We start from the raw sequence: 13,233 nt of genomic DNA, 5'->3' as shown, positions 1-13,233 counted from the left end.
ATTTAAGAATCTTTTAGGCAAGAGACTGGATAAGCCCGGAGAGGAATCTTGATTCTGCCTGAAGCATCTGCAGATTATGCTCAAGAATATGCGCCCATGAAGATGGAATATCCTGCCCCAAAGAAGAGATCATCTTTTTTAGATCATACTGAAGCCTGTCCAAGATACGCATGCGCACCTTGAGGCTGCGCTTAGCTAATGCGGGATCCAGATATTGCAGAAAAAACAGGCTGGTATCAAGGCTGAATTTCGGCCTCTGCAGTCTTAAGAAGCTTTGTGAAAGAAGCTGTTCAAAACGGGCATGCCCCTTAGAGGTAAGCTCATAAACCACCCTTAGAGGCCTATTGCCTTTCTTGCTTGCGCGCCTGGAAATAAGGCCATTTTTCTCTAGGACCATTAAGGGATAATATATGGATTTAAAATGAATCCCGGCAACCAAAGAAAGGATCTCTTTGACTGCTTTCTTAATTTCATAGCCGTGCTTTGGGCTTTCTTTTAAAAGCCCCAGAAGGATCATTTCATTTTCAATCATGCCAAGGCGCCGATAGTGCGGAATTTTCTATATCTTGCTTCCAGAAGTTCTTGCATAGAATGGGATTTGAAATCCTTTAAGGCCTTTACGATAACCTCTTTGATATTTTGGGCGGTTTTTTGGGGATCACGATGCGCCCCTCCCAACGGCTCTGAGATTATCTGGTCTATAATTCCAAAGCCTAAAAGGTCCTGCGCGGTTAATTTCAATACCTCTGCCGCCTGCGGGGCTTTAGTGCCGCTTTTCCATAATATAGCGGCGCAGCCTTCAGGAGAAATAACCGAATAATAAGAATTTTCCAAAACACAAACTTTATCCGCTACTCCAATGCCAAGGGCCCCGCCTGAACCGCCTTCTCCAATAACAATAGAAATTATGGGGGAGCCGATAACAGTCATTTCTTTTAAATTAACCGCGATCGCCTGCGCCTGGCCCCTCTCTTCCGCGCCTATACCCGGATAAGCGCCCGGGGTATCAATAAAGATCACAACCGGCAGGCCAAACTTTTCAGCTAATTGCATCATCCTCAAGGCCTTCCTGTACCCTTCGGGATGGGCACAGCCAAAATTACGCAGCAAATTTTCTTTTGTGTCTCTTCCTTTTTGATGACCCATAATCACTACTTTTTGATTATCTATTTTAGCAACCCCCGACACAATAGCCATATCGTCGGAAAATGTGCGATCGCCATGCAGCTCTAAGAAATCCGTGGCAATCATACTGATATAATCTAAAGTATACGGCCTTTGGGGGTGGCGGGCGATCTGAACTCTCTGCCAAGGCGTCAGGCTTGTATAGGTATGTTTCTTTAAATCCTCAAGCTTCTCCTGTAGTTTCTTGACTTCGCTTGAGATATCGATCTTCTTATCCGAAGCAAAATGCGTTAATTCATGAATTTTCTTCTCGAGCTCTAAAATTGGTTTCTCAAAATCAAGTCCTGCCATAGTCAAAGTTAAAAGTAAAAAGTTAAAAGTAAAAAGTTTATCCTCGTTCTTAATCTACGATAGTTACTTCTGTCCCAACCGGAACAATCGTGTAAAGCTCTTCTACTTCGGGATTGGCCATGCGCACACAGCCAGCAGTCACCTGCTTGCCTAAATTCTTAGGCTCTGTGGTGCCATGGATTCCATAGCTTTTAAGATCAAGCCCCATCCAGCGCGTGCCTAATATATTTTCGGGGGCCCCTGAAGCAACCACTGCCCCAGCTTTATACCAAGTCGGATCAACTATTTTATTAACAATCTTAAACGTGCCCACAGGCGTACAATTATTCGCCCCGGTTGACACAGTGTATGTCTTAACCACCTCATTCATATTCTGCAAAGTAAGCAGGTTTTGAGACTTATCAACTAAGATATTAAACGCGGAGTTCCAAACCCTTAATTTCTGGCCCAAAACGATTTTGTCGGTGCTTAAATTATTGCTTTTCTTTATTAACTCTACGGTTGTCTTAAAATCACGCGCGATCTTTACAAGGGTATCCCCGGATTTTACTTCATAAACAACGGACTGCGGCACAGAGATATCAGAAACAATAATCTTGATGCTTAATTCTTCCAGTTTCTTCTGCCATAGGATTAGGTCCCGCGAGGAAGGAAAACCTTCAATTATTTTTTGGTAGGCATCCTTGGCCGCCAGATAATCCCGTGATGCTTCAGCCTGTTTGGCCTTGGCCAATAAATCCGACAGGGAACCTGCCGCGCATTGTTTTGCTTGCGCGCGCGAGGCGATCTTGAAAATAAGCAATCCCGACGCTGCTACAATTAAAATAATAACCGCTAAAGTGATAATTTTCTTCACCCTGTGCCCCCTTTAATTAGCCCAGTAACCTATTAGCACGCCTAATAGAAATCCCGCTATAACCTCAACCGGAGTGTGCCCGATAAGTTCGCGCAAACGCCCTTCGTTGATCTTGCCTTTCCAGTATATATCTTCCATGATGAAATTAAGTATCCGCGCCTGTTTACCGCTGGAACGGCGCACCCCTTGGGCATCAAACATGACCACAAGCGCGAAGGCTGCTGCCAAAGCAAAATACGCGCTGTCAAAACCGCAATTTAAACCTACGCTTGTCGCCAGACAAGAGGCCCCTGCCGCGTGGCTTGAAGGCATGCCCCCTGTACCGACAAACCAGCGGAAATCTATTTTCTTATAACGCGCTACCCCGATTAAAACTTTTATAGTCTGCGCTATAATCCAGGTAAGAAGCGTATTTAGGAAAATTTTATTGTGCGATATCTGAAAAAAAATGTCTTTCATCTGTGTTATTGCCCGCTGGCAGGAACGACCTGAATATTAACTTGGGCGGAATATGTGGACTTGCCTTCCTTGATTACAAACCCTCGATTACCTTCAGCAACTGTTGCTCCTAAAGATGGCTCAACCGCCTTAGCCATGATCGCTTTTCCAACCTGACGCGCCTGCAGCTTAAGCTCACGGATTGCCTTTTTTAATTCCTGAACCGAGCTTAATTTAACTTTTAATGAGGCGTTCTCTTGGGCCAGATTGTCAGCGTCAACTTTTAATTTCTGATTATCAGCTTTTAACTGCGTATTTTCCTGCTCTAGGCCTGCGGCACGCGCTTCGGTTTTGCCTAAACTATCCTTAGCCTGGGAAAGCTCGTCATTTGCTTGGGATAAATTATCCTGCGCAATTTTTAAATCTTCAGCTAAACCCTGATTTTGAGTTTTTAAATCCTGCAATGCCTGATTTTGATCTTCTATCTTTTTTAAGGCCTTGTTTTTATCGCTGCTTAAGCCGGAAAGCTCCTGGTGCATGGTGTCTAATTCCTCAACCAGCCCATAATGTTCTTTCAAAGAGGAAAAATATTTGTAACTTGTGAAAGCAGCGATAGTTACTGATAGAATAACTACCAACTTCTTAAAGCTAAAAGGGCCGCCCATATTTTCTCCTCTGGATTTACCCTGCTTATACTATCAATTAATAGTTGTATTATTATATAAAACGGCCACCTAAAAAGCAAGTGTTTTTCTTGTAAGATTTGTCCCCCTTTATGCGTCTATTAAATAAGAAAGGAGAATTATATGTTAACTAAAGTTTGCGGCTGGGGGCTTTTTGCCACAGAAGCATATCCTGTTGAAATAGAAGTAGATGTTACAAGGGGGCTGCCCTTCACTAACATTATTGGCCTGGCAGACACCGCAGTCAAAGAAAGCAAGGAAAGGGTAAAAGCAGCGATTAAAAACTCCGGTTACAAGTGGCCGTCAGAAAAAATCACGGTGAACCTGGCTCCCTCTGATATACGCAAAGAAGGTTCTTATTTTGACCTGGCGATTGCCATCGGAATCTTAGGCTCAAGCGCCCAAATAAATACAAAATATCTGGAAGAATTCTGCTTCTTAGGAGAGTTGTCGCTTGAGGGCGCATTAAGAAGAATTTCCGGGGCGCTTCCCATAGCCATGGCCATGCCAAACAGAAAGATATACAAATTAGTCCTTCCTATTGCTAATGCCAAAGAGGCTGCGCTAGTAGAACAGATAAATGCCCTGCCGGTAAGCACCCTGTGTGAGGCTATAGAGCTTTTACATAACCCTGAATTTAGGTTACCGTATAAATTAGACACCTGCGGCATTTTTAAACAAGGCGCGGTTTACCCTCTGGATTTTTCTGAAGTCAAAGGACAGTTTCTGGCCAAACGCGCCATTGAAGTGGCGGTTGCCGGAGGGCATAATATCCTGATGATCGGCCCCCCGGGAAGCGGCAAATCCATGCTTGCCGGGCGCATCCCCGGCATTATGCCGCAGCTAACACTGCAAGAGGCGCTTGAAGTAACTAAAATCCATTCTGTGGCCGGCATGATCGATTCTGAAGAGGGATTCATCGGAAGGCGGCCCTTTAGAAACCCGCATCATACCGCCTCCAATATCGCTTTAGTTGGAGGAGGCTCTTCTATCCGGCCCGGAGAAATAAGCTTAGCGCATCAAGGCGTATTATTTCTTGATGAGCTTCCGGAATTTCACCGCGACTGCCTTGAGGCACTGCGCCAGCCGCTTGAAGAGCGCATCATCCGTATTTCCCGGGCAAACAAATTTTTTACCTTCCCGGCCTCATTTATGCTTGTGGCAGCAATGAACCCTTGCCCGTGCGGGTATCTGACCCATCCCAAAAAAGTCTGCCGCTGCGGAACCAGCAAAGTCCAAAATTATATCGGAAGAATTTCGGGGCCGCTTTTAGACAGAATTGATATTCATATAGATGTGCCTGCTGCCAGATATCAGGAATTTTCAAGTAGCCTGCCGGCAGAAAGTTCAGCAGACATTAAAAAACGAATCAATAAAGCCCGCAGCATACAGCTTGGGCGTTTTCAAAATGAAAATATTTTTCACAACGCCCAAATGAACCACAAACAGGTAAGAAAATTTTGTTTTTTAGGAAAAGATGAAAATGAATTACTCAAATCAGCCATTACAGAGCTTAATTTCAGCGCCCGAGCCTATGATAAAATCTTGAAGGTTTCAAGGACGATTGCGGACTTGGCAGGATCAGAAGATATAAAAACCGAACACCTCTCAGAAGCGGTACAATATCGCTGCTTGGACAGAAATTTTTAATTAATCTCTACCGCGCGCCAGGCCACCCAGTCAAGGGGAACCGCACCAAGATAGGTGTGTGAACCAATGAGGATTTTTTCCGGATCCCCCAGGACCTTTAGGGGAATATAGACTGTTGTTTGCTTATTTTTACGCACTACCTTAAATATTTTAGATCTTAATTGCCTGGTTTGATCAAATATTTTATACCAAAGCATCCCGTATTTGACGTGAATCTTGGGCATCTGGCTAAACTCGCGGTCATGCCGGTAACCAAAAACGTGCAAAGACGCCGCTGTCTGCCTGCCTAGGGGCCTGGAAAATTCAAGCTTTATCACAAGCTGATCTTTCTCTACGTGCACAGAGCTGGATTGAAGCCCCACAAAAGAAACTCTCTCCTTATTTTCAAGTTGTTCGGGTATTTCAATTTCTTCGCCTGCCTCTGAAATTAAAAAATCCTCATTAGCTGAGGAACTGCGCAATTTCAAAACCGGATAGTCCCCGAATAATTCATTGCTCCTGACAAAAGAAAGAAGGTAATTCTTGCTGGATTTATATTGAGAATTGTGTTTTTCTACGGCCGAGGTTTTATTCTTTATCTGCTCGGCAGTCAATGCTAATTCCTGCCAATTGACATTATTTTTAAAGAAGGCCGGCGGAATTATTTTCATTTCCGGACGATATGCCGAGGGCTTAGGCCAATTCTTAAAATGCACCAAATACGGAAAAACTTGCGGGGCAACCTCACCCTCCAGGTCCCAGAGAGCAACCCGGCAAAATAGATACAGCGAACGGTGGTCGGGATTATGGTCTGCGGGATGAGAGACAAATATTTTGGTAGGCTTAAACTCTCTGATGATGGTTTTTAAATCACGCAATATATCATCGCCTTTATAGGCGGCCCCGGGACGAAAAGCATTTTTATAGGGCACCGCGCGCACATTGGTCAAGAGGCTTTTTACAGGAGGATTGTCTCCCCAATTAGCATACCAGATATTCAGGGTTTTAAAATCCGGATAGCCCAGAAGAATAATATTTTCTTCGGGGATTCCCAAAAAGGCCCCTGAGACAATTGACTCCGCATAACGCAGCAGCCCAAGATTCTGAACTGCCTTGGGGAAAAAAACCGGATGCTTGCGGTAAACAAGAAAAGACCATTGATTGTTGTCGCCTGCGGTAAAAAGCACTACCTCTACCGGTATATTCATACTGCGCGCCCTTTGGATTACTCCGGCGCAAGCTATGGTCTCATCGTCGGGGTGAGGAGCCAGGATAAGTACCCTGTCTTCTGGAGAAAAAGATATTTCCGGGAATCCTGATGGGGTTTGAGCCAACGCCAATGCAGCAAAAAAGATCAAAAATAGAAATGTGGGTATGAATTTTATATATTTAGCCATAAGTGGGATTTATTATACCTATGAATCTGCGCGGCAGCAAGGCCAAAATAACCTACTCACCTGGAAAGCGCATCATCGAGATACTTTTTGATTTTGTTAGAGGGAACTGCCAAGGCTAATCTGCCGGAAGTAACTGACCCGCCCAAAATAAGGCCCAGAAGCTCTCCGTCCTTATTAAGCACCGGGCCGCCGCTGTCGCCCTGATAAACATTAAAATCTATTTTTAGCATCTGGGTGGAGACGCTTTTATCTGCCGGGTCAGTCTTTGTCCCGATGCCGATAATCTTGCCTTCGCTTATGGAATCCTTTAAAATATCAGATCTGCCCACATTGTAAACCGGATCCCCTAACTTAATCTTGTTTATGTCTGCAAGAGTTATATACTTTAACGGCGCATCCGGCTTAATGCGTAAGATTGCCAAATCATCATCTGGAGAGAAAACCAAAATCTCTGCCTGATATTCGGTGTTATCCGCCAAAACAACCTTTACGCGTCCTGCCTGCTGGGTGGTATGGCTGTTAGCCACAATAAGCCCCGAAGGATCAACTATCACCCCTCCCCCTTTTCTTGTATATTGTGAAATACCTACTGGCTTGACTACCGCAAGCATGGGGCCATCCTTAACATAAGTGTCCTGGCCCTGAACAATCTGCACATTATAAGACTCCAAAATCACCATCGCAGGCATGGAGTCCTGAATAATCTGGATGACAGAACCGCAAAAACCTATACCGCAGAAAACAAATGTTAGAAATAAACAGGCGATTAATTTTTTCATTTTGCCTTATACCCTTGCAACAAAGAATCTATTCTTCCTAAATGCCCTAGTTTTTTAGCCTCCAGAAAATATTTTTTGGCTAAAGAAAATTCCTTCTGCCAATAGTAAACCAACGCCAGGTTATAGCAGGCTTGCGTATAATCTGGCTTCAGGCGTATTGCCTGCTGATACGCCTGAACAGCATTTTTATAATCATCCCTGGACGAATAACTATTGCCTAAATTATACCAGACCCGCGCGCTTTGCGGGTTATATTTTAGGGTGGTGTTGTAAAAAAATATTTCATCTTTCCAGTAAGTATTTTGCTTAAACGTCAAATACGCGCTAACACAAAAAACGATTAATGCCGCGCTCAAAGCCAAAATTCTATAATTTGTTTTAAGCCGGCATATACAGTAGGCCAGCAAAATAAAAAATCCTAAGGACGGCACATACAGCCAGTGTTCGGCCATGTAATAAGTTGCATTAAAAGGAATGATATTCGCCACCGGAATAAGCGCACACATAAACCATCCCAAGCAGAAAAATATTATCTTATTCCAACGGTATTTGTACATAATAAAAATCAGAAAGATAAATTCTGCCAGACCCAAAAGCGCCTCATAGCTTAATATGCTAAAATGCGCTATTCCATATTCCATATGCAGATCTTTGGGAAAGAATAAAATCCTTATATACCCTGAGAAGGCAGAAAAGAATCCCGGGATCCTCTCAAGAACAACTGCAAGGCTTGTGCCCGATGGTAAAAAGCTGCCTGTTGCTTTTTGTCTGATAAAGATAAATATGGCGCCAGCTAGAAACATAAGCAATATCTTAATAGGCTTAATTGACTCTTTGAAAACCAGGTGCCATAAAATAACTAATACCGGCAGGATAAGAGCGCTTTCCTTGGATAAAAAAGCCAGCGAAGATAAAATAAATATCCCCGCATAAACAAAAGCTGAATTGCGCTTGCGGCAGGAAAGATAGAATATAAAGCTCAAAAGGATAAACAAAAAGGCCAAAGGTTCTGCGCGGGCGCTTATGTATGAAACCGATTCAGTATGCGCCGGATGAACAACAAAGAATAGGGCCGCCAGAAAAGAAAGCAGGTAGTCTGAAAAAACTAAGCCTACGAACAAAAAAATAAAAACCCCGACCAAAATATGCAAAACCAAGCTTACAAAATGGTAACCTCCTGGATTAAGCTGCCATAGTTTATAGGAAAATAAATAGCTTAGGGATTCTAGCGGACGGTAACTGACATACATGCCGGGGCTTAACGTATTCCTGTCGGCGAAAAAAATTGATTTTATGTTCCAGCTGTTAATAGAATCGTTATCGCGGATGAGAAGACAATCGTCCCAAACAAAATCTCCGGAGAGTGAATTAAGATAAACACACGCCGCGGAGAAAATAATAATAAGCACAGCCAGAAAAGTTATCTTATTTGCCGGCATTTGGCCTCTTTATTTTCGGGGTAGTAACAAATTTCATTCGCCTGCCGGATAAAAGGCAGGTTTGAGCATCCAAAGCCGGAGTAGAGCCCAATATGAGAATTACAAACGGCACAATCGCCCACTCCAGAAACATAACAATGTTTTTCATCCAGCTGACATCCCGCGGCCGCGCGGGCAAAGTCAGGCGGCTTAAAATAACCCAGATTAAACTAGTTACAAGGGTAAAACGTAAAAGAAGCCCGGTGACTTGCGGTAGATTCTGGCTTAAAGGCATCTGCTGAAATAATACCCCTCCCACAATAACCGGCAGAGGGCTGATAAAAGTAATAATAACCGCCCAAACCGCCCAGGTTACGTGGCTTTCTAAAAGATTATAGGTGCGCCGCAGACGGATTAAAAAAGGAATACCCGGGTTATCTTTAAACCCCATAACTAAAAATGGAAAATTCTCAACCCCCCAGGCCCATCTGCGTTTTTGTTTATACTGGGTAACAATCGTCCGGAAGAGCCCTTTACTGTATGCCACGTCCATGGAAACGGTTGTGGGAAGCGGCACAACTCTGTATTGCCCTTTATAAAATAAAAATGCTTTCCAATAAACCACAGAATCATCGGAAATCATATCCACCGGCCAATAATTTATATCCACTAAGGCCTTAAAACTCATGCTATGGCTTGAAAAGGTAACAAATTTCTCAAGGCGCATGCTTTCAATCATCTGGGTAAAAGATGAGCTTATTTCCACGATCCTTGCGAATGAGGGCGCATGCCATATATTGTTGTTGTACACCGGCACAGGCTGATAACTTGCCTGATGAGGAAAAGGCACAGTTAAAAAATAATGCGACAGACAAGCAAAATATTGATTATGCACACAGGTATCAGCGTCAAAACACGATAAGACTACATCCTCATATTTTATGTGTTTTTGATCTAAGAAATCTTTGGCTTGCTTAGCCGCCCAGGTCGCATTGGCACCTTTAGTTTGGGTTTCCCCCGGGATATCCTGGGGATGAAAAACAGAAAACAGGATTAAGAAATCACCCTTAAACTCTTCTTCCAGTATTTTCGCAGTAAAGCTTGCAAAATGGTTGCGCTGTTCAAACCCCAGGACAACAATTATTTTTTCCTTGGGGTACTGGCTTTCTCTGATCGCCGCTAAAGAAAAACGCAATACTTCCGCGTCCTCCTTATAAACAGGAAAAATAACCAAGTGGTACAAACTTTGCCAGCGGTATTGCGCGCTTAAATTCCGGCACCGCTCAAGCCAATCCATATTTCTTTGAACATGTAGTTTATGATGGGCGATTAAAAGAAGCGTTGTCAGGTAAACTGTGCGCACGATCCAGTAAAAATCAAAAATAATTATCAATACGGCGCAGGCTTTGGGATTCATAAAAGACATCCCCGCCAAGAAAATAATTATTCCCCAGGAAACAGCTCCCGGAATGATTTCCAGAAATCTTCTGTTGTAAACTAAACTACTCATTGGCCTTTATTTTAATAATTCTAGGCAGAACAGTAACTTTAGGAGCTACATCCAATTTATACAAATTCTGGTGCATCTGGCCATCCACAGCCTTTTGATAATCAGAAAAGTACAACACGTCACTTGATATATCATAAAAATAACTATGGTTATGACCTGAGAGACTGGCCAATTCCACAGGCTTGAAATCTTCTACCGGCTCGCAGATAATAATTCTTTTTCGGCAAACAAGCATAAAGTGGTAATTATCCGAATACCAAAATGCATCTACTATTACATCCGAGGGATAATCCAAAACAATCCCCTGATCTGCAATTACATCTTCTTCCCGAGTGAATATCTCAGAAACTGCTACCTGGCGGCTATTTAAAAAAATGACCTTTTTTCTATCAAAAGAAATTATGAATTTAAGCGGTTCTTGGGACATCTTCGGAACAAGCGCCGCAAGGCGATGGTGTTCTCCCTGCAAACCTGAAACATAAAGTTTCCTATTTTCATAATCAAGGGAATAAATATTTTTTTGCTCTTTATCAACATAGAAAGAAGAAAAGCTGGTTTTATTCAGCTGTTCAATATCGGTTCTTTTGGCAAACAGGATTATTTTCTCGAATAAAGACGCCTTACCTTGCTCTACTTTAATCTGGCTTGACCACGGATAATGCCCTTGCAATTCCAGCCTGATATTATAAGTGGCGGGCAAAAGCTCATTTAAAGTGGCGGTAGTTTTTTGCTCAATCAATACGCCATCAAGGTAAACATCCGCGCCTGCGGGTTGTGTTTTTAAAACAATCATCCCTGCCTTGGCGAATTTGAAATGGCGATAGTCAAATTTATACCCTAAAGAAAAGGCAAGGATAAAGGGAAGACCGGAAAAGAAAATAAAAACGCTTAAGTAGAATAATGCCGTTCTTATCTTTTGCTCGGGTAACATAATTTTAAGGTTTTAATCCCGCATCAAAGCTAAGGTTTCCGAACGGGTTTTCTGATTTTCTTTAAAGATGCCCCTTACCGCGGAAGTTACCGTCAAAGTCCCGGGCTTTCTTACGCCTCGCATGGACATACAAAGATGCTCTGCCTGAATAACTACCATGCAGCCTTGGGGTTTTAATTTCTCCATGATGATTTCCGCGATCTGCGTAGTCAAACGCTCCTGTACTTGCGGACGGCGAGCCAGCATATCCACAACTCTAGCTAATTTACTTAAACCTGTAACCCGTCCTTGTTTAGGGATATAGGCCACGTGCGCCTTGCCAAAAAACGGCAAAAGATGATGTTCACAAACACTATATAAAGGAATTCCCTTTAAAAGAACTATCTCGTGGTGCTTCTGCTCTAAAAGAACCTCTAAATACTTCTGCGGGTCTTGCCCTACCCCAGAAAATATTTCTTCATACATCTCTGCTACGCGCTTAGGCGTTTCCAAAAGATCTTTTTTCTTAGGGTTTTCCCCGATTGCCACTAATATATCACGGACCGCTTTCTCAATCTTCTTTTTATCCATTCGTTTATCTCCCAGTTAAATTACATATCTATATATTCAATAATCAATAACCAAATTCCAACAACCAAATAAGCTTACCAATAATCAAACATCAATAACCAAACTAGTTATTTACCAATGCAGAATTGCGAAAATATCTTATCTAAAATATCTTTATTTGAATCTTTTCCTAGAACTTCATCCAAACCAGATAATGCGTCTTTTAATTCCTGAGCCACTAACTCCACAGGCAATAAATTATTATCCATAGAACTTACTGCGGAAGCAACAAGTTTATGTGCCTCTTTTAGGGCTTGAATGTGCCGGGTGTTGGAAACAAAAAATCCATCCTGGCAAGAGCCTTGTCTTTTACAGGCCAACCCCACAATTGCTTCTTCCAAAGCCTGTATATTTCTTTCTTTTTTCGCGGAAACTTCCACTATTCTTGGCAAACTCCTGCGGATTACATCCTCTTCTATTCTTTTCTTCAAGTCTATTTTGTTTAAAACCGCAACTGTAATATCGGAGTTGGCCTGACGCAGGATTTTTTTATCGTCCTTGTTCAGTTTAGTGCTAGAATCAAAAACAACCAAAACTACATCCGCGTGTTTTATCTTTTTTCGGGAACGCGACATGGCTTCTTTTTCAATCAAACCGGATGCGTCTTTAAGCCCGGCGGTATCCACTAAACACACCGGCACCCCTTTTAGGGAAATAAATTCTTCTACTGTATCCCGGGTAGTCCCGGCAATAGGAGTAACAATGGAGCGCTCTTCTTTAAGAATGGCATTTAAAAGAGAAGACTTCCCGGCATTAGGCTTTCCGCAAATAACAACGTGGATCCCATCGCGCATCATCTTCCCGTAGAAAGAAGTTTGAATAAGGCTATTTAATTTATCAAGCGCGTCATTTAATTTGCCCAACAAGGCATCTTTATCAATATTGCCGATTTCCTCATCGGGGAATTCAATATTTGCCTCTAATAACGCTAAAGATTCCAAAAGCCCCTGGCGGATTTTATTTATTCTCTCTGACAAGCCGCCCTTTAGTTGTCTTAAGCTTACCCTGAGGGCTTCTTGGCTCTTGGCGTGGATAATATCAAGCACTGATTCTGCCTGGGCCAAATCAATTCTTCCGTTTAAAAAGGCACGCTTGGTAAATTCACCCGGAGCGGCAAGGCGCGCGCCGCAGGATAAAACCAAATCTAAAACACTTTTTAAGGCCACCATCCCGCCGTGACAGTTTATTTCCACAATATCTTCTTTGGTATAAGTGCGAGGAGCCCGCATGACAGTCAACAGGACCTCATCTATGATTTTTTCGTTTTGCGCTTTTCGCTTTTCGCTTTTCGCTTCCATGATCCAACCATAATGAACCATATGACTCTTAAAAGTAGACGGCTTCTTATTGCTTTTGGCAGAGAAAACTTTATCTGCAACTAGCAAGGCGTCTTTACCACTTATGCGCACAATCCCAATCCCGCCTTCTCCGCAAGGTGTAGCAATCGCTGCGATAGTATCATTTAAATTTAAACTCTGCATATTGATCATTAGAATGCTTTTTTAAT

13 protein-coding genes and 1 pseudogene are annotated in these 13,233 nt (G+C 42.8%); 1 reads left to right on the top strand and 13 read right to left on the bottom strand.

Annotation, left to right across the window (positions count from 1 at the left end; genetic code table 11):
* Positions 1–13 precede the first annotated feature (13 nt).
* The 6 genes and pseudogenes from MUF05_04685 to MUF05_04660 form a co-directional block, all read right to left on the bottom strand.
* Positions 14–532: a PadR family transcriptional regulator gene (locus MUF05_04685; protein MCU0666370.1), complete on the bottom strand. Its 519-nt coding sequence runs from the start codon at positions 530–532 to the stop codon at positions 14–16.
* Entirely contained in the window at positions 529–1,476 is a 948-nt protein-coding gene (locus MUF05_04680) for an acetyl-CoA carboxylase carboxyltransferase subunit alpha (protein ID MCU0666369.1), read from the bottom strand. The genes MUF05_04685 and MUF05_04680 overlap by 4 nt, the downstream gene beginning before the upstream one ends.
* Before the next feature lie 49 nt (positions 1,477–1,525).
* On the bottom strand, positions 1,526–1,846 hold the full coding sequence (locus tag MUF05_04675) for a L,D-transpeptidase (GenBank protein MCU0666368.1): 321 nt from the start codon (positions 1,844–1,846) through the stop codon (positions 1,526–1,528).
* Positions 1,847–1,906: 60 nt separating this feature from the next.
* Positions 1,907–2,041, bottom strand: a pseudogene (locus MUF05_04670) (LysM peptidoglycan-binding domain-containing protein).
* Positions 2,042–2,344: 303 nt separating this feature from the next.
* The gene (locus MUF05_04665; protein ID MCU0666367.1) at positions 2,345–2,791 is read right to left on the bottom strand and encodes a divergent PAP2 family protein; all 447 of its coding nucleotides are present in this window, start codon (positions 2,789–2,791) and stop codon (positions 2,345–2,347) included.
* A gap of 5 nt (positions 2,792–2,796) precedes the next feature.
* Positions 2,797–3,435 carry a hypothetical protein gene (locus tag MUF05_04660; GenBank protein MCU0666366.1) on the bottom strand — a complete coding sequence of 213 codons (639 nt, stop codon included), beginning with the start codon at positions 3,433–3,435 and terminating at the stop codon, positions 2,797–2,799.
* A gap of 141 nt (positions 3,436–3,576) precedes the next feature.
* Between MUF05_04660 and MUF05_04655 the strand changes: the two genes are divergently transcribed.
* Complete coding sequence (locus tag MUF05_04655; protein ID MCU0666365.1) at positions 3,577–5,103, top strand: YifB family Mg chelatase-like AAA ATPase; 1,527 nt, start codon at positions 3,577–3,579, stop codon at positions 5,101–5,103.
* On the opposite strand, the gene MUF05_04650 is transcribed toward MUF05_04655, so the two are convergent.
* From MUF05_04650 to mnmE, 7 genes are all read right to left on the bottom strand, one after another.
* Positions 5,100–6,479 (bottom strand): PIG-L family deacetylase, encoded by a 1,380-nt coding sequence (locus MUF05_04650; protein ID MCU0666364.1) that lies wholly within the window; start codon positions 6,477–6,479, stop codon positions 5,100–5,102. The genes MUF05_04655 and MUF05_04650 overlap by 4 nt on opposite strands.
* A 56-nt stretch (positions 6,480–6,535) precedes the next feature.
* Positions 6,536–7,258 (bottom strand): serine protease, encoded by a 723-nt coding sequence (locus MUF05_04645; GenBank protein MCU0666363.1) that lies wholly within the window; start codon positions 7,256–7,258, stop codon positions 6,536–6,538.
* A complete protein-coding gene (locus tag MUF05_04640; protein ID MCU0666362.1) occupies positions 7,255–8,697 on the bottom strand; it encodes a tetratricopeptide repeat protein in 1,443 nt (480 codons plus the stop codon). Before MUF05_04640 ends, MUF05_04645 begins: the two co-directional genes overlap by 4 nt.
* Positions 8,684–10,186, bottom strand: coding sequence for a glycosyltransferase family 2 protein (locus MUF05_04635; GenBank protein ID MCU0666361.1), 1,503 nt, complete (start codon positions 10,184–10,186; stop codon positions 8,684–8,686). The genes MUF05_04640 and MUF05_04635 overlap by 14 nt, the downstream gene beginning before the upstream one ends.
* Positions 10,179–11,117 (bottom strand): PEGA domain-containing protein, encoded by a 939-nt coding sequence (locus MUF05_04630; GenBank protein ID MCU0666360.1) that lies wholly within the window; start codon positions 11,115–11,117, stop codon positions 10,179–10,181. The genes MUF05_04635 and MUF05_04630 overlap by 8 nt, the downstream gene beginning before the upstream one ends.
* A 12-nt stretch (positions 11,118–11,129) precedes the next feature.
* Positions 11,130–11,687, bottom strand: coding sequence for a GTP cyclohydrolase I FolE (gene folE / locus MUF05_04625; GenBank protein ID MCU0666359.1), 558 nt, complete (start codon positions 11,685–11,687; stop codon positions 11,130–11,132).
* A 107-nt stretch (positions 11,688–11,794) separates the two neighbouring features.
* Positions 11,795–13,216, bottom strand: a complete 1,422-nt coding sequence (gene mnmE, locus MUF05_04620) for a tRNA uridine-5-carboxymethylaminomethyl(34) synthesis GTPase MnmE (GenBank protein MCU0666358.1) — start codon at positions 13,214–13,216, stop codon at positions 11,795–11,797.
* Positions 13,217–13,233 lie beyond the last annotated feature (17 nt).

This window comes from Candidatus Omnitrophota bacterium (assembly GCA_025453395.1).
Taxonomy (GTDB): Bacteria; Omnitrophota; Gorgyraeia; order Gygaellales; family Profunditerraquicolaceae; genus JAlOQK01.
This window is presented reverse-complemented; position numbering and strand designations above follow the sequence as displayed.